The sequence below is a fragment of the Sinorhizobium sp. M4_45 genome (genome assembly GCF_002885915.1).
In the GTDB taxonomy this organism is placed as follows: domain Bacteria; phylum Pseudomonadota; class Alphaproteobacteria; order Rhizobiales; family Rhizobiaceae; genus Sinorhizobium; species Sinorhizobium meliloti_A.
Window position 1 is genome coordinate 389,199 of sequence record NZ_NWVE01000004.1, and the last position, 17,507, is coordinate 406,705.

The following is a 17,507-nucleotide window of genomic DNA, read 5'->3' on the forward strand; positions in this document are numbered from 1 at the left end:
CCGCCATTCCCGTTCGAAATCGGTCAGGGGAAGGCGACTGCATGCGAGCAAATTCTAGAATCTTGGAAATGGGCGACCGGCGCGCGAACCGGTGGGGCAGGATATTATCGACGCATCTTTTGGTTGCGGCCGCAGGTCTGCTGGCGATGGCGCCGTCGGCATCCGCCGCGCCGCCTGCGGCCGGTACGGTCATCGGCAATCAGGCGGTTGCGACTTATCAGTCGGCCGGACAGACCTTCTCGGTCACCTCGAACCGTGTCGAGACGACGATCAAAACGATCGCCGGAGTCCAGATCGAGAACGATACGAGCAAGGACGTCATTGCCGGCGGCAATGCGTTCTTCCCGCATACCGTCACCAACGTCGGTAATGCCGCCGACAGATACGATCTGACGACCTCCGATCTCGGGTCCGGTCTTTCCGTGGCCGGCATCTATGCCGACGACGACTGTGACGGCGTCCCGAACACGCTGACGGCGATCACCCGGACGGGGTCGCTTAACCCGGGCGAAAGCGCCTGCGTGGTCATCGAGGTCAATGTCGCGGCGGGGGCGACCGGCAGTCCCACGCTCAAGATCACCGCCGCCAGCACGCTCGAAACGGCTGGCAATTTCGTTTCCGGCACGCCGAACCAGCCGAACGACTCCGATACGGACACCGTAAATGTCGTGGACGGCGCCGTTCTGCAGTTCACCAAGAACATGAGCCTCGCCGCCGATACGGACGGCTCAGGCTCTCTCACACCCGGCGACAGGGTACGCGTTCGTTTCAACTACTCCAATACCGGCGGAGCCGATGCCACCGACGTGGAAATCTCGGACGTCCTGCCTGACGAGCTCGTCTACGTGGCGGGAACGGGCAAATGGTCGGACGGCGGCACGATGAACGATGCGGGTGGAGCGACAGACCACACGAACGGCCAGGGCCACACGATATCCTATTCCTTTGACGAGGCCCTGGGCCTCAAGGCGGTTATCTCCGCCCTCCCGGTCGGCAAAACGAGCTACATCGAATTCGAAGCGAGCGTCGCGGACGGTGCGGCCGGCACGATTGCGAACACCGGTACGATCGTTTCGAAACAAACCGGTCAGCAAAGCTCGAACGAGGCGCGGATTACGGTCGACAACGGCGACGCAATCGCCGTCACGCTGGCCGATCGTTCGGCAACCGACCCGGCCTATGCCGGCCGCTCGACAAGCGACCTCCCGGACAACAATCTCGGCGGCAGCGTGATATCCGAAAACGACGGGGACGGGGAGGCAAACGACACCGTCGCCTATGTGACGGGCTATCTGCCCTCGAGCACACCGGTGCCCTTCGAAGTGATCATCACGAACCATTCGAATACGGCGCAGCGTTTCAACCTTTCCGCCGCGCCGGGCAATTATCCCTCCGGGACGACCTTCACTTTCGTCGCGGACGGTGCGCCGATCCTGGATACGAACGGTGACGGCCAGCCGGACATACAGGTGGCTGCGAACACTGTGTCGAAAGTCTCCGTGCGCGCAAACCTTCCTTCCGGCTCCGCCCGGTCGGCGGACGCGGAGGCATGGGAGGCCACGGTGACGGCCACCGCGATCGCCAACCCGGCCGTGTCGAACCGGACAAGGCTGCAGATCAAGTCCGCCGTCGGCGGCGGCACCGTCGATCTGCAGAACGGCGGCGATAAGGCAATCGGAGCCGCCGTTGACAATGGGGGCGAGCCCTGGACGACCGTCGAAACAGACCCGGGGGAGGCTGCAGAATTCACCCTCGTCGTGGTCAACAAGCGTTCGGTACCCGACAGCTTCAACCTGTCCTTCAGCGAAACGAACTTCGCACCCGGCGCTATGCCCGCCGGGTGGCAGGTCGTGTTCACAAACGGCAGCGAAACGGTGACCAATACCGGTGTGATCGGTCCCGGCGCCTCGGCGACGTTCACGGCGCGGGTCACGCCTCCGGCGTCTGCTCCGCCCAGTTCACTCGGCGAAACGAATATCTACTTCCGTGCCGCTTCGACGAGCAGCCCTTCGGTTGTCGATACGAAACTGGACCGGGTCACGGTCAGGCAGCGGGTCGATCTCGCGATCAGCACCGACCAGATCGCACAGGCGGCGCCGGGCGGCGTGGTGGTGATCACCCACGTGCTGGAGAACCGCGGTAACGTGTCAATCAAAAACGGCGCGATCGGCTATGATCCGGCATTTCCGAGTTTCGCCGAGTCCCTTTGGCACGACATCAACGGCAACGGAGTATGGGATTCGAGCGATAAGCTCGTAAACAGCCTGGCCGATATCGTCGGTGAGGGGAGTCTCACTCCGGGAGATACCGCGCTTCTGTTCTCGCGGGTCCAGGTGCCTTCCACCGGGGCGAGCGGACTTTCCGAGAGCGCGAAGATCGTCGTCGGAACCAATCTTACCGGGCCTGGCGGCGCATCGGTAACCGATCAGAACACGGGCAACAACGCGGTCACTGAAACCGTCACCGTTGTGTCCGGCAATGTCGCCGTCGCCAAGGTTCAGGCGCTCGATGCCGAATGCAACGGCGAGGCCGACGTCGACTTCAGCCCACACCCGCAGGCTGCCTCTCCCGGCGAATGCATCGTCTACCGGGTCACGGCAGTCAATGTGGGGACCGCAAACGCCGATGGATTGAGGATCGACGACGCGGTTCCCGCATACACCACCTATGTCGGCTCGTCGGCGGCGGCCGCAGGCGGTTCCGAGGCGTCCATATCGCAGCAGCCGGGCGACGGCGCGACCGGCGCCATTCAATCGAAGCACGGCACATTAAGCCCCGGCCAGGAAGCGACGCTCACGTTCCGAGTCCGGATCGATCAATAGCTTCGCCGAAGATCGAGCGGGCGGGTCCCGTCCCGTCCGCTCGAAGGTCGCTGCATGAGGATAATCGGAAAGACAATGCCGGTAATGTATCGGGCACTTGGCAGATTTATCGTCGTCCTGGCGGCGCTTGCCTCGATGTTCCCGGCTGCCGCTATCTCCGCCCCTCCGCCCGCCGGGGCCAGGATCGAGGCGCGGGCGACCGTTACGTATTTCAACGCCAAGCTGGGCATTCAGGAGTCCGTATCGACCAATATCGTGGTCACCAACGTCAAAGAGGTGAAGAGCATCGACACGGTCTACGATCAGACCGTCTATCTGGCGCCCGGTTCGACCGGTCAGTTCGCTTTCTACGTTCGCAACGTCGGAAACGCGATGGCCCGCCCGTCGGCCGTTACCGAACAGCTTTCCGGCGACGATGCCGACTTCTCCGACCTCGTCGCCATCATAGACCAGAACCGCAACGGCGCCGCCGACCCGGGCGAATGGGAACTCACGCCCGACATGGCGATCGAGCTCGCAGCCGGCACCGAGCTGCCCGTGATCGTGCAGTTCGAAACGCCGGCTGCCGGGAAGGAGGGCGACAGGGCAGGCATGCGGCTGAGCGCCAGAGACGGCGATGCTGCCGGTGCGGCCAACGGCGTGGTGGTGATTTCCTCCGCCGGCCTCGTTCTCGAAAAATCGGCCAACCGGGACGAAGTTCCCGCGGGCGGCCCGCTTCGCTACAGCCTGCGTCTGCGAAACAACGGCGTCACTGCCGCCCCCGGCTACTCGCAGATCGAGGGAAACGCCGTGCGGGTGGACGGGTCGCCGGTGTCGGGCGTTCTGGTGCGCGATCCGCGGCCGCTCAACACCCGCGTCACCGCGGTGTCGGCGACGGGCGGCTTCAACGAACTCTATCATATCGAAGGGCAGCCGCAGCACAGCTATGTGACGGCGCCTCCCGCGGATATGTCGAGGGTGGATGCGGTCGCCTTCTTCAGGGCGGGCGATTATCCGGCCGGTTTCTCCGCCAATCTCGAATTCGAGGTCGCCGTCGCCGGGAACATGCAGTCGGGCGCGATCCTCAATACGGCATCCACCTGGCAGAAGGTCGGTGGCGACTGGGTCGAAATAAGCTCCAACCTCGTCAAGACACCCGTCAAGGGCGGCAGCGCCGCGCTGACCTACACGGCACCCGACGGAACCCCGATCACCAGCGCGGCGCTCGACAGCAACGTGCGGCTGAAGCTGGATGCGGCTGCGTGCAACACCACCGACGGTGTGGACCGAATTCCCATCAGAATTGCCACCGATCCGGAGGCCGATCTCGAGACGGTGCTGGCGACGGAAACGGGGGCGAATACCGGCCTTTTCACCACCACGCTCATCCCCCTCCAGCGGGTGCTGCCGGCGGTGGAGGGCGACAACATCCTGTCCGGGGACCGGAGCACGAAAGCTTCCGCAAGCGCAACGTGCGGCGGGCAAAACGTATCCGCCGTACTCACCGTCAATCCCGGCGGCTTCGTCTTTCACTCCGCCAGCAACGCCGCGGTCTCCGGCGCAATCGTCATAGTCCGCAACGCCTCCGGCGCCGAGATAGAGCGTACCGTGTCCGATGTGAGCGGCTTCTACGTCGTAAGCGCTGCCGAGACTGCAGGCACGTACCGGATCGAGGTGCTGCCGCCCGAGGGACTGTCCTTCCCCTCGACGCGAACGACCTTTCCCGCCTGGGGCCGCAACCTGGACCCCGATGCCTCCTACGGGCGGCTGTTCAAGACGACAGGCCCCTTCACCGGTGTCGATATTCCGGTCGATCCCGACGGTGCCGCGGCGCTGCGGCTGGAACAGTCGGTCGACCAGGCCATCGCAGCGCCCGGCGACATTCTGGTCTATACGCTCACCCTGACCAATACCGCCGGCATAGGGCTTTTGGACGCCTTCATCCATACGGGCTTGCCGAAGGGCATCACCTACCTGGAAGGCACGCTCCGTCTCGACGGCAAACCCGTCAAGGTCTCGGGATTTCCGGGCCGGAACCTCGTCTTCGACGTCGGATTCGTCGGACCCAACGGTACGGTGACCCTGACCTACATGGCGGTCGTCGACCCGACTGCCAGCGGTCAGCTCGCCAATATCGCCCATGCGTCGGGTCATCTGGCCGGCAGGGGGCCGTGCGTTCCAACGATGCGCGCGCCGTGGTGCGCATCGAAAGGGACGGCGGCGTCTTCAGCGATGAGGGCGTCGTCCTCGGCAAGGTCTACATCGATTTCAACGAGAACGGGCGGCAGGACCGTTATCTGCCGACCGGGCGGGATGCGGCGAAAGGCGCTCTCGAGCGTGCGGAGCCCGGAATTCCCGGCGTCAAGCTTCAATTCTCGACCGGGGCGAGCGTGGTGACCGACATCGAAGGGAAATATTCGATGCCGGGATTGCCCCCCGGGGCGCATGTCGTCGCCATTTCGACGGCTACGCTGCCGGCGACCGTCGAATCCCGCTCGACGTCGGCGCGCGACGCGCTGAGCCCCCGCAGCCGCTATCTGCGCATGCTGCCGGGGCAGGTGGCGAGCGAATATTTCGCGGTCACGCCCCGAAAGGGTGTCAGCCGCGACGACGTTCTCGCCGAACTCGAATCCCGCAGGCGGGCCTATGCCGAAAATGTGGACCCGGACCGGAATGGTCCGGTTCCGGAACGGCTGGAACTCGGGGGCGAGGAGTGGGTCGACTACTTCGGGCGCCTGTCGTCGTCCCACGGCGAAGCGACGAAGAACACCGAAACGCAGATCGTCGCGCGGGACCGGCCCGAGAACGGAAAGCCCGCGGCCGCGGACACCGACACCGGCGCGCCGAAAGCGCTGGCTCTCGAACGCACGCGAGATCTGGAGGCCGAGATCAAGGGGCTGTCCGCCGAGCTCGGCTTTCTCGACCTGGAATCCGACAGCCTGCTCAACAGCGACATCGTTTCCATCCGCGTGAAGGGGCCGGCCGACGGCAAGCTCGGGCTCAACCTCAACGGCGAGCCGGTTTCCGAAGGGCAGGTCGGTCAGCGTGTCGTCTATTCCGCAGGAGGCGTTCAGGCGGCGGAATATGTCGCGGTCCGTCTCGAAGGCGGCCGCAACACGCTCGAGGCCACGTTCTCGGACCCTTTCGGCAATGTCCGCGGGCGCAGGGAAATCACGGTCCTTGCGGCGGGCCGTCCGGCGAGGATCGAACTCGTCGCGCCGCCCGCCGCCTTCGCCGATCCGGCCTCGCCCATCCCGGTCCTGATCCGATTCGTCGATGCCGAGGGCGTGGCCACCGAGGCCTCCATGGACGTGACGCTCGAGGCGTCCGGTCAGGGCCGGTGGGGAGCCGACGACATCCGCAGCACCGAGCCGGGGGTTCAGATCTTCGTCGACAAGGGGGAGGCACTCGTCGACTACTATCCGCCGGCGCTCTCCGGCACGCACAGGATCGCCGTGCGCAACGGCCTCGGCCGTTTCGAGACCGAGGTCAAGCTTCTGGCCGACGACAGCAGGAGGATCATCGCCGGTGTCGTCGAGGGCGTGGTCCGGCTGCCCGGCAGCGTCGAGCCCGCCACGGGACTGGAGGGCTTCGACGCCTCCACGACGGGTGTCGACGGCGAGCTCTATCTGCAGGGCAAGATCAAGGGCGATGCTCTGCTGACGCTGCGTTACGACGGTGATCTCGACACCGAGGAGCGGCTGTTCCGCGACATCGATCCGGAGCGCTACTATCCCGTTTACGGCGATGCGTCGGAGCGCGGCTATGACGCCCAGTCCCGGTCCCGGCTCTACGTGAAAGTCGAGAAGGGTCTCAACTACGTTCTCTACGGCGATATAGACATTTCTCCGCAGGCGAGCGAGTTTCAGCTCGGCTCCCATAGCAGGCTGCTGACCGGTGCCCGGGCCCATGTCGAAGCCGGTCCCGTCACCATCGATCTCTTCGCCGGGCGAACGGACCAGAGCCAGGTCATACGCGAGTTCCGTGCCGAGGGGTTGTCGGGCCCTTACGATCTGGACCTGGCGGGTTATGCGGAAGGCTCGGAACAGGTCGAGGTGATCACGCGCGACCGGCGCCAGCCCTCGCTCGTCGTCGATACCGTGCTCCTCAAGCGCTTCGACGACTATCGGCTGGACTATTTCGGCAACGCGATCATCTTCAATGCGCCGGTCCCGGCTTTCGACGGCGACGGCAACCCGAACTTCATCCGCGTCACCTACGAGCTCGAGACGGACGGCGACGCCTACTGGGTCTATGCCGGAGAGGCGCGCTACCGGGTGAACGACCGCATCGCCGTCGGTTACCGCGAAATACGCTCCGAAGCGGAGCGCAGCTTCGACGATCGCCGCACCGTGCGCGCGGGATATGTGTCGGCCGATCTCGGCGCCTATGGAAAAGCCGAGGTCGAAGTAGCGCAGACCGTCGACAAGGATGGCGAGACCGGCCTTGCTTCGCGTCTCGGCTACGAGGTCAAGAGAGAGCGTGTCACGCTCCGCGTCGGCGCCGCCCGGGCCGACGAGGATTTCGCCGAGGGCTCGTCTCTCTCCCCCGGCAGTGCCGAGGTGAACGTGTCGGCCGACTGGAACGTCTCGCCCCGCCTCAAGATCACGACTTCGGCGCTCTACGACCAGCAGATGCCTTCGGGCAACGAACGCTTCGGCGTCGAAGTGCTGCCGAGCTGGATGATCAATCCCGAGCTTACCGTCTCGGCCGGCATGCGCTTCGTCCGCCTCGAACCGGGCGACGGCGAGGAGCCGCGGTCCGTGCCCTCGGGCGTTCTCGGCGCCGAGTGGAGCCCGGCCGCCCTGCCCAGCCTGGCCCTCAAAGGCGAGGTCGAGGCAGACCTCACTGACTTCTCGCATCTGCGTGCTCTCCTGGAGGCATCCTATCAGGTGAACGAGCGCGTGAAGGTCTATACGGGCGTCGATTGGGCTACGAGCGGATCGGAATTTCTCGATTTCTCCAGCGCCGACGGTGCGACCGGAACGATGAAGACCGGCGTCGAATACCGTTTCAGCGACGACGTGAAGACTTTCGGGGAGATGCGTGGCGGTTCGCAGACCGGCTTCGCGGGCGGTGTCGCCGGCGACTGGGAGATCGGCCATTGGGATCTGCCGGGCTGGATCGCTGGCGAGGACACGCGCGTCTATGCGAGCATCGAGCGCTTCCAGCCCTACGATCTCGACGAGCTGATCGGGCTGCCTTTCGGCGTGGACGACGACGAGGACACGCCGCAGACCACGCTTGCGGCCGGCTACCTCGCAACGCTCCGCGACGGAAACGCGCGGCTTGGCCTCGGTGCCGAACTGTCCTTCAAGGACGGTGGATATACGGCCTACGGCCAGCAATATTGGAGCCAGCGGGCCGGCGAGTGGACCTGGGCCATCGAAAACCGCCTGGCCACGGCGGACACCGACACGCAACAGCGCCTGCGCGATCACCTGCGCATCGGCGCCGCGCTCAGGCCCGACGAGGAGAGCATCGACGCCCTTTTCCTCGGCGGCATCAGGGTAGAGCGCGACTTCGCCACCGATATCGATGCCGACACGGCCTACTGGTCGGCCGCCGGTTCCTGGGCGCTCGGCCCGGATATGCGCATCACCGCCAAGCAGGCCGGGCAGTACCAGGCGAAGTCGGTCGGCGACGTGACCGGTGACACTTTCGTCCTTCTCGCGCAAACGGGCATCGAGCGGGACATCGAACTGGAGGATGAACTGCGCCTGCGGCTGGGCTTCAACGGCACGCTCTTCTACGATCCGCTCACCGGCCAGAGCCATAGCGGCTTCGGGGCGGAGATCGGCTTCGTGCCGACGAAGAACGTGCTCCTCGCCGCAGGCTATAACCTTACCAAGGTCAATGCCTCGAGCGTCTCCGAAATTTATACGGCCGGCCCCTATGTCCGGCTGTCGATCAAGCTCGACGATTCGCTCTGGGGCTTTTTCGACCGTGCGGGTTTGACGGTGCCGGTCGAAGGGGAGAGCAGGTGATGCACCGGGCACTCGGAAACGTCTTCCGGCCAGGAGCCTCCGCCCTCCCGCTGCAGACGGATACCATACGGGGCAACGATGTGGGCGATTGCCGCCTCGGCGCAAGCTTCTTGCGCTCGGTGGACCGGCGACGCCGGATTTGAGATCAGGATCGCGAACCAGATGAACCATGCGGAAGGAAAGCAATTTTTGATGATCTCTCTGCCCCGTTTTGCCAAAAGCGCAACCGTCTCCCTCGTCAATGACGGCCACCGGGTATATTTCGCCTGCTTCCGTGAGACGTTGCCGGGCAGCGGGCCGGTCCTGATATGATCGCGGGGTCCGCAGCCGTCTCCCGGTTGGCGCGCTTTGCCGCAAGGGGGGCCCGTGCGCCGGGCTCCTGGTTCGGGGGCACGGCGCGGGTGGTCTCTTCATGTGCGCTCGCGGCACTGGCCGTCATCGACCTTCTGGCGCTCGTGACGTCGGCGCAGGCAGAGACCTTCGGTCCCGGATCGTACACCTACACGGTCCCGCCCGGCGTGACCCGCGTGAAGGTACGGGTGGTCGGCGGTGTCGGCGGCGCCGGTAACGAGTTTATCGATACCGGCTACAGCAGAGGCGGCGCCGCCCATATCATCGATGCGATCGTGAACGTTGTCCCCGGCGACACGATCAGCGGTACTGTTGCGCGCGGTGGCGAAGGCGGCTTTCTGCCGGGCGATTATGCGGAAGGAGGCACCGGCGTGGGCCGCGGCGGCGATGGCGGCGGAAGGGCGGTCATAACCGGGGGCACCTTTGGCGGCGGCGGCGGCGGCGGCACCTCGCTCGCGCTAAATGGGACAAGCATACTGAAGGCGGCCGGCGGCGGCGGCGGCGGCGGCGGCGCTGGAGACTCGAACTTTATCTACCGCTCTCCCGAACACGGTGGAAACGCCAGCGGGTTCGTATCGAGATCCAACTGCAACACCTCAGGCAATGGCGCGTCAGCGGCTAAAGTTAACAGCGGCGGCAGCGGCGGCGGCGGCGGAGGTGGGTATGCTGGAGGCGTAGCCGGCTCGGGATATGCGTACAATGCCTCCGACAACGGAACTCCCTCGACGGGCGGAAGCTCATGCAGAAGCAATCAAAGCAGCCTGTTCGCGACGGGTCCTTCCACCTCGTCGACCGCGACCAATTCCTCTAATGGCCGCAACGGTGCCGACGGCTATGTGCAAATCCTCGAGCTGAAACCGTCCCTTTCCAAGAGTTTCGCGGCAGGTTCGGTGAAGAAAGGCGAAAACGTTGCGTTGACCCTCACGATCACCAATCCGGCAGGTGCGGCCGCGCAAAACGGGCTCTCTTTCACCGATACGCTGCCGAGCGGTCTCGTAGTGGCCGGCGTGCCGGCGGCATTCCAGTGCGGGGGCGAGGTATCGAGAAGCGCCGACGGCAGCACGATCGGCCTCAGCGGTGGCAGTCTGGCAGCGGGGCCGAGCAGCTGCACGGTGACGTTGCAGGTCACGGCGGCGGCGTCGCAGGGCTCGGCATCGTGCCCCAATCCGAGCACCACCAACGGCCCGGGCAATATTTCCGGGCTTTCGTCCAACCTGGCGAACGGCGTAACGGATCAGTGTGTCAGCATCCGGCTGACACCCTCCCTGACCAAAGCGTTCGGCGCCGCTTCGATCAAGAAAGGCGAGGCGACGACGCTGACCTTCACGCTGTCCAACCCGAGCGGTTCGGGCGCGCAGACCGGGCTCTCCTTCACCGACACGCTGCCGAATGGATTGACGCTCGCCAGTGCACCGGCTGCCTCGCAATGCGGCGGCACGGTCACCGGCAGCGCCGACGGCAAAACGGTCACCTTGAGCGGTGGCAGTCTGGGAGCGGGACCGAGCAGCTGCACGGTGACGGCGCAGGTCACGACGGCGACATCGCAGGACCCGGCCTCCTGCGCCAATCCGAGCACGACCAATGGTGCGGCCAATATCACCGCGATCTCGGCCAATCTCGCAAACACGGTGACCGACCAGTGCCTCGGTGTCACGCCCGTCACGCCGGTCGTGACGATCGCGAAGATCTCCGATGGCGGTACGGGGACCTTCACCTTCAAAGGCACGGCGGCGAACCACAACGGCTTTCCGACCGACGGCAGCTACAGCCTTGCGACGTCGGCGCCGGGGACCGCGGTGACCGGAAATCCGGTCACGCTCGCCGCGGCGGATGTGCCGACCGCGATCGAGGAGTCCCTGCCGCCCGGGTGGCGGCTGGGCTCGGCGCGCTGCGAGGATCAGAACTGGCAGCAAACCGGCAATCCCCGGGGAGAAGTGATAGGCTCGGTTGCCGACGGCAGAACGCTGGTGATCCCGGCGGCGAACGCCAGGGCCGGCGCCAAGCTCGTCTGCAGCTTCACCAACCGCTTTGTCGGCTTCACTCTCTCCGGACAGGTGATCCGCGACGACGGCACCGGCGGCGGCACCGCCCACAACGCCGCACTGGACGGCGGCGAGGCAGGCCTTGGCGGCGTTCCTGTCCGCTTCACCGATTGCGGGGCCACCACCTATGCCAGCACGGTTACGGCCGGCGACGGCACGTTCTCGCTGCCGCTTGCCGGGCCTGCCGGCGGGGCCAGCGTCTGCGTCGTGCGCGATCCGGTGACCGAGCTTGCCGGGGTCAGCGGCGGAGCCGGCAATACCGGCGGCACGGTCGCGACGCCCGGATACGATGCCGTCGCCTTCACTTACAATACGACGACCGATTATCATTCCGTCCGTTTCGGCGTCATCGAGAGGCCGAGACTTGCTGATGACGGCGCGGCGACGGTGGCGCCGGGGGGCACGGTGTTTCTGGCGCATCGCTACACGGCCACGACCGCGGCGACGGCCAGCTTCTCCATCGCCAATGCCATCGGCCGGCCCGCTCTGTCCGCCTTCACCTACACGCTCTTTCGGGATGAAGACTGCTCGGGAACGCTCGATAGCGGCGAAACCGCGGCGGCCGGAGCGGTCAGTGTCGCTGCGGGCGAGGAGGTGTGCCTGATCGTGCGGGTGCAGGCGTCGGCCGGTGCGGCCGGGGGCGCCGCCCTCGAATATGACGTGACCGCCGACACGGCGCTTTCGGGCACGCTGGCGTCGCTGGCCCCGCTCACCGATCACGACGTGCTGACGGTGCCGGCAGCCGGCACGATCAGCCTGGTCAAGCGGGTGCGCAACGTGACGTCGGGCAGCGGCTTCGCGGTCTCCTCGGCCGGCGCGCCCGGCGACATCCTCGAATACCGGATCGCCTTCACCAACCCGTCGGCAGAGGCGGTGTCCGAGCTCTCGATCCAGGACGAGACGCCGGCCTATACCAGGCTCTCCGGTCCCCCCGCTGCCGCCGTCGCACCCTCGGGCATGAGCTGCACCCTGACCGTTCCGGCCGCCGGAGGTGTGAGCGGCTATGCCGGCCCCCTGCGCTGGGACTGCACCGGAACCATGAGCCCCGGCGCCACGGGCAACGTCGCATTCCAGGTCAGGATCGCGAACTAAGGGCTGTTGAGCGGTTTTGTCGGCACGCATGGCGATGCGTTTGAATTCCTTGAGTACCGACGGTGCGCCACTGCATGTGTCCCTGATCGTAGCCGATCAAAGGACAAAAACATGCAGCAGCTCAAAGTGCTTTTCGGAGGACTGCGATCTCTCCTCACCTCATCCCTGTGCTCGTCACAGGGATGAGAGCAGCGCCGCGTCTGCGGCGCGGGAAGCGTTCTTTCAGCCCAAGGACTTGGTCTGGGCTGGATTCCTGTGACGAGCACAGGAATGAGGAACTGGGATGTGCGGCTACTACATCGAAGCGAAGCGGGACGCTGTATACGGGCGTGACCCGGGACCCGTCGTGTCGCCTCACTATCTTCACGGTTTATGAAGCGCGCCGAGGGACCGCACCCTCTCCACCTCATCCCCTGTGCTCGTCACAGGGATCCAGCAGCGCCGCGTCTGCGGCGCGGGAGAGTTTCTCCAGCCCAAGGACTTGGTCTGCCTGGATTCCTGTAACGAGCACAGGAATGAGGAAATCAAACAAGTGGCGGCGCGAGGGGCAGTCTTATTTGCTCATAAGCGGGCATTCGTGGCCTAAGCGGGTGTGAAATTCACGCTGGCCGGGAGCGATCGGCGCCCCGGCCGTGCGGCAAATCGTGCGTCGTATTGCCATTCTGCAGCCGGCAGATGGACGGCGTTTCGGACGGAGGCACTGTGAGGCACTGGATCATATCATCGCTCTTGGCGGCCGGGCTTGCCTTGGCCTCGTGGAACGTGGCCGCGCAGGAACAGGCGGCGCCGTTGTCGGTCAGCCTTGCAGCGCAAAGCGTCGAGACCGGGGAGGACGGCAAGGAGACCTTCTCGTCGGCCGATGCGGCTGCTCCGGGTGCTCTCCTGCAATATACGGGACGTTACAGCAACGTGTCGAAAGAACCGCTTTCCGGCTTGATCATCAATGGGCCGATCCCGGCCAACACCTCGTTCATAGATGCGGGGCTGGCGGTTTCGCAGAAGGCGGCCTTCGAGGTGCTGATCGAGGGTGAATCCTGGCAGAGTATCCCGGCCTATAAGACGGTCGTTCTGGCAGACGGGACGAAGAGCCGCGTCGTGGCCGAGGCATCGGATTACCGCCAGATCCGCTGGCGGCTTGCGGAAGCTCTCGCGCCGGGCGCAACCCTGGTCACCGTCTACCGCGTGCAGGTCGGGCAGTAGCAAAGAAGGCTGAGCGGCATCGGGCCTGCCTGTGCCGCTGTCCCGATCATGACGGGTGGCTGAACCGGGCGACCCGCGCGTCCTTCGTGAGGTTGCGAAAATTGGTGCCGCTCATATGCACGAGCGTCCTGTGGTCGCCGCCCTCGAAATAGACGTCGTTTGCCCTGTCGAGGCTCTCGTCGAGAATGACCGGCACGCCATAGGCCTCCCCGATTGGCGGGACGGCTCCGGTCTCGCAATCGTTGAAGAGCTCGCTGACCTCTTCCTCCGAGGCGAGGCCGAGACGGCGGTTCATGACGTCCTGCAGGGTGGAGAGCTCGACCCGATGCGTGGCCGGGACGACGGCGAGCGCATAGCCCATCTCGTGGTGAACGACCACGGACTTGGCGAGCCTGTTGCCCGGCACATGGGCGGCTTCGGCGGTCTGACTGGTGGTTGCGGTACGGTGATGCGCGAGGGTGTCGTAGGTGATCCCTTCGCTGTCGATATAGTCCTGAAGTCTCCTGGCGATCGTCATCGTAGGCGCCTCTCCTATCCTGCTGCAGTCTCCCCAAGCCGTTTGGACTCAAGAAAAAAATGCAGCGCTTCAAAGTGCTACAGCAGCTTTCGGGCGTCCGGCGGGACGCGGGGCACTGTAGTGACGCGGAAGATGACATTCTCCTCTCATCATCGGAGGAGTCAACGGCCAACGGCCGGGTCTGCTACCACACGTAGGGCACGAGCCGGTAGCGCACGCGTTCCGCATAGGCAGCGTAGCCGGCGAGGCCTGTACGCAGCGCCTTTTCCTCTATGCCGACCCGGATCGCGAGCAATGCCGCCAGTCCGAGTGCCACGAGCAGGCCCCACCAGGAGCCCAGGAACAAAGAGGTTGCGGCGACGAAGAGAAGACTGCCCGTATAGAAGGGATGACGGACGTAACGATAGGGTCCCGTGGTGATCACGCTTTGCGCACGCTCCGTCTGCACCTTGACGACCGGCGATGCGAAGCTGTTTTCGCGCAACGTCCGATAGCTGAATCCGATGGAGAGGACGAGGAGCAGCGCACCCAGAGCCTGCACCCAGACCGGCATGGAAGACCATTTGAATCTCGCTGCATCGAGCGCCATGAAGGCGAAGCCGGCGACAAGGAACAGGAGAATCACCGAAAGGAGCACCTTGTCGGCGAGCGGCTGACCCTCCTGGATTGGGGCAGCCAGTCTTTCCTTGAGCAGGGCGGGATCGTGCCGGGCAAGGAGCAGCCCGACGAGGAACGAAAGCGCAAGCGTGAGGAACAGGTAGGCCCACGCCGCGGGCCAGGCGAGCGTTCCGGCCGACAGAAAGAGGACGCCTCCGATGAACCCGAACCAGACGATCGTCTGTACGGTCAGCCTGACAAGCATGAGCAAGCTCCTGCATAGTTTGTGCGATGAAGGGCGCTTTAGAGCGATGGACTCCTGGAGATAGTGTTCCGGCCAGCGCTCGCAACTCTCATCTGAGGCGGGTGAAGTGGTATTGAACGGGGCGCGCCCGCGACGTTCCATCGGGTGCTCGCCGGCGTTCACACACTTGTGCTTCGCGCGGAACTTAAAGTCGCATAACGGATTCCCATATTAGATCCGCTGCACCTTCGCTTGAGCCTTGACCGGCTCAGGATCAAGGCATGCGGCAATGCGAAGCACTACAGCCCCTTGCACGTCGAACCGGACGTGCGGTGCTGGAGCAGCACTCGCCGTCCGCAAAGGAGGGACGCGATGTATCGCTATATGATGAAGGAACTGATGCTCATCATCGCCGGCCTGACGGTCTGTGCGGTGCTGTTCCTGCTCGTCCTGTCGCAGGGAGCGGCCGCATCCTTTTAAGCGCGGTTCAGCTCTTCCCGAGAATCTCGATCGTCCTCGGGTCCCGGACGCCGTCGAAGTAAAGGTCGAGCGCCCGGGTGAAGGCGCCGACATCAGGCGCCGCCGCTTCGAAGAGCGTCATCGATGAGCAAAACTTCAGATCGTCCGGCCGGCCGAAGATCTCAAGAGCGTTGCGCCCCCTGACCCCATTGACCGCTTCCGTGCATTCGAGAATACGTCGGCCGAGAAGCGGATGTTCGACATAGGCGCGCGCCTCGCCGAGGCCCGACAGCGCATAAAAACGGGCCGTCGGCGAATGGCCGAGGCCCGCGATCTGCGGAAAGATGAACCACATCCAGTGGGTCCGCTTGGCCCCGGCACGAAGCTCCGCAAGCGCAGCCGGATAGGTGCCTTCCTGCGCCGCGACGAAGCGTTCGAGATCGAATGCCTCCCTCGTCATCACCCTCTCACCACTTCATCCATCACCAGCGCTGATGAACATGAACCTTGACGAGCCGCTCGTAAAGCGCCGCGATTGCCGCGAGCGTCGCGCCGTCGATCGGCGCAAGGGCGCTGGCGGCGGCGTTCGATTGCGCCTGCGCGGCATTGCGGGCTCCGGGGATAACGACGGAAACGGCGTCTTGCGCGAGGATCCAGCGCAAGGCGAATTGCGCCATCGGCACATTCGCGGGCACCAGCGTACGAAGCTCGTCGACCGCCTGCAGCGCCACGTCGAAGGGCACGCCGGCAAAGGTCTCCCCGACGTCGAAGGCTTCGCCGTCACGATTGAAGTTGCGGTGGTCGTCTGGAGCAAAGACCGTATCTTTGCCGATCTTGCCCGAAAGCAAGCCGGACGCCAGCGGCACGCGCACGATGACGCCGACATTCTTTTTTTTCGCCTCGGCGAAGAATAGGTCCTGCGGCCGCTGGCGAAAGATGTTGTAGATGATCTGGACCGTGGCGACGCCCGGATATTCGATAGCCTTCAGGGCCTCTTCGACCTTCTCGACCGAGACGCCGTAATGGCGGATCTTGCCCTTGGTCACCAGCCCATCGAGCGCGCCGAAGACCTCGGGCCGGTAGTAGACCTCCGGCGGTGGGCAGTGGAGCTGGACGAGATCAAGCGTTTCGACGCCGAGATTTGCGAGGCTGCGGTCGATGAAGGCCTCGATATTGCCGCCTGTATAGCCCTCCACCACGTGCGGATTGAGCCGGCGCCCCGCCTTCGTGGCGACGAATGGTTTCTCCCCGCCCCGTTCCCGCAGCACCGCGGCGATGATTTTTTCGGAACGCCCGTCGCCATAGACGTCCGCCGTGTCGATGAAGGTGACGCCGCTGTCGAGGGCGGCATTGAGCGCGCGCTTGCCATCCTCCTCGCTGACGTCGCCCCAGGAGCCGCCGATTTGCCAGGCGCCGAAACCGATCTCCGAAATCGTGGCGCCCGTTCGTCCCAAGATCCTTGTTTTCATCGAATGTATCCTCTCCATCTTGCTGCCGGAACTTCAGCTCCGGGTGGTTGGCATAACTATGACGAGAGTGGCGCAGATGAAAGCTCAGTCGCAGAGTGTCACGAGCGCCTTGCCGCGACTGAGATCGCTCACCAGAGCGAGCACGTCGTCTAATGCGTCTTGCCGTATCTCGACCGACAGCACCGCACCGGTGCCGGTGAAACTCTCGGAGGCGATCGACACGCCGCGCGTTGCCAGCCGCGCCTTGATGAGCGCGAGATCGGCGAAGTCGCAGGCGATCTCGGCGCGCTGGCGCTCGATGAGCTCGATCTTCTCCGCCGCCCGCAGGCAGAGCGCCGCCGTGCCGCCATAGGCACGGACCAGTCCGCCGCTGCCGAGCAGAATGCCGCCGAACCAGCGCGTCACGACGACGGCGACGCGATCCAGCGACTGACCGTCGATCGCCGCAAGGATCGGCTTGCCCGCCGTCCCGCTCGGCTCGCCGTCGTCGCTGAAGCGATAGCTCTGGCCGGCCCGCCAAGCCCAGCAATTGTGATTGGCCGCAGTGTCCGAGTGGGCGGCAATGAAGGTCTTGGCCGACGATTCGTCCTCGATCGGCCCGGCAATCGCCAGGAAGCGGCTCTTCTTGATTTCCTGTGTCGAGGTCTCGATGCGTTGGAGCGTGAACATCCGCTTTGTCCCGATTCTTCCAGCGGTCATAGCGGACGGATGGCGCACCGTCATCGTCAAGGTCACCCCTCCCCAACCC

Annotated in this window: 10 protein-coding genes; 5 read left to right on the forward strand and 5 right to left on the reverse strand. The window is 64.9% G+C overall.

The genetic code is table 11. The features are described 5' to 3' along the window. Positions 1–140 precede the first annotated feature (140 nt). From CN933_RS14950 to CN933_RS14975, 5 genes are all read left to right on the forward strand, one after another. A complete protein-coding gene (locus CN933_RS14950) occupies positions 141–2,822 on the forward strand; it encodes a DUF11 domain-containing protein (RefSeq protein ID WP_026168520.1) in 2,682 nt (893 codons plus the stop codon). Between the two features lie 75 nt (positions 2,823–2,897). Continuing rightward, complete coding sequence (locus CN933_RS32550; protein ID WP_522954410.1) at positions 2,898–5,198, forward strand: hypothetical protein; 2,301 nt, start codon at positions 2,898–2,900, stop codon at positions 5,196–5,198. 3,668 nt (positions 5,199–8,866) lie between these two features. Then, positions 8,867–9,100: a hypothetical protein gene (locus tag CN933_RS14960; protein WP_018094061.1), complete on the forward strand. Its 234-nt coding sequence runs from the start codon at positions 8,867–8,869 to the stop codon at positions 9,098–9,100. After that, positions 9,097–12,273 (forward strand): DUF7933 domain-containing protein, encoded by a 3,177-nt coding sequence (locus tag CN933_RS31520; RefSeq protein WP_102763571.1) that lies wholly within the window; start codon positions 9,097–9,099, stop codon positions 12,271–12,273. The genes CN933_RS14960 and CN933_RS31520 overlap by 4 nt, the downstream gene beginning before the upstream one ends. Positions 12,274–12,975: 702 nt before the next feature. Continuing rightward, positions 12,976–13,473 (forward strand): hypothetical protein, encoded by a 498-nt coding sequence (locus CN933_RS14975; RefSeq protein WP_026168521.1) that lies wholly within the window; start codon positions 12,976–12,978, stop codon positions 13,471–13,473. Positions 13,474–13,519: 46 nt separating this feature from the next. On the opposite strand, the gene CN933_RS14980 is transcribed toward CN933_RS14975, so the two are convergent. The 5 genes from CN933_RS14980 to CN933_RS15000 all read right to left on the reverse strand — a co-directional run bounded on the left by CN933_RS14980 (position 13,520) and on the right by CN933_RS15000 (position 17,428). Then, positions 13,520–13,990, reverse strand: coding sequence for an aminoacyl-tRNA deacylase (locus CN933_RS14980; protein WP_018094065.1), 471 nt, complete (start codon positions 13,988–13,990; stop codon positions 13,520–13,522). Positions 13,991–14,174: 184 nt separating this feature from the next. Further along, on the reverse strand, positions 14,175–14,852 hold the full coding sequence (locus CN933_RS14985) for a methyltransferase family protein (protein WP_018094066.1): 678 nt from the start codon (positions 14,850–14,852) through the stop codon (positions 14,175–14,177). A 466-nt stretch (positions 14,853–15,318) separates the two neighbouring features. Further along, positions 15,319–15,750: a DUF1810 domain-containing protein gene (locus CN933_RS14990; RefSeq protein ID WP_018094067.1), complete on the reverse strand. Its 432-nt coding sequence runs from the start codon at positions 15,748–15,750 to the stop codon at positions 15,319–15,321. A gap of 22 nt (positions 15,751–15,772) precedes the next feature. Continuing rightward, positions 15,773–16,759, reverse strand: coding sequence for an aldo/keto reductase (locus CN933_RS14995; RefSeq protein WP_018094068.1), 987 nt, complete (start codon positions 16,757–16,759; stop codon positions 15,773–15,775). An 84-nt stretch (positions 16,760–16,843) separates the two neighbouring features. Next, positions 16,844–17,428, reverse strand: coding sequence for an IMPACT family protein (locus CN933_RS15000; RefSeq protein ID WP_018094069.1), 585 nt, complete (start codon positions 17,426–17,428; stop codon positions 16,844–16,846). Between the last annotated feature and the right edge of the window lie 79 nt (positions 17,429–17,507).

Bases quoted from the DNA above. Each gene is read 5' to 3' on its own strand.
- CN933_RS32550 (WP_522954410.1), top strand. From the start codon at position 2,898: ATGCCGGTAATGTATCGGGCACTTGGCAGATTTATCGTCGTCCTGGCG.
- CN933_RS14960 (WP_018094061.1), top strand. From the start codon at position 8,867: ATGTGGGCGATTGCCGCCTCGGCGCAAGCTTCTTGCGCTCGGTGGACC.
- CN933_RS31520 (WP_102763571.1), top strand. From the start codon at position 9,097: ATGATCGCGGGGTCCGCAGCCGTCTCCCGGTTGGCGCGCTTTGCCGCA.
- CN933_RS14980 (WP_018094065.1), bottom strand. From the start codon at position 13,990: ATGACGATCGCCAGGAGACTTCAGGACTATATCGACAGCGAAGGGATC.
- CN933_RS14985 (WP_018094066.1), bottom strand. From the start codon at position 14,852: ATGCTTGTCAGGCTGACCGTACAGACGATCGTCTGGTTCGGGTTCATC.
- CN933_RS14990 (WP_018094067.1), bottom strand. From the start codon at position 15,750: ATGACGAGGGAGGCATTCGATCTCGAACGCTTCGTCGCGGCGCAGGAA.
- CN933_RS14995 (WP_018094068.1), bottom strand. From the start codon at position 16,759: ATGAAAACAAGGATCTTGGGACGAACGGGCGCCACGATTTCGGAGATC.
- CN933_RS15000 (WP_018094069.1), bottom strand. From the start codon at position 17,428: ATGTTCACGCTCCAACGCATCGAGACCTCGACACAGGAAATCAAGAAG.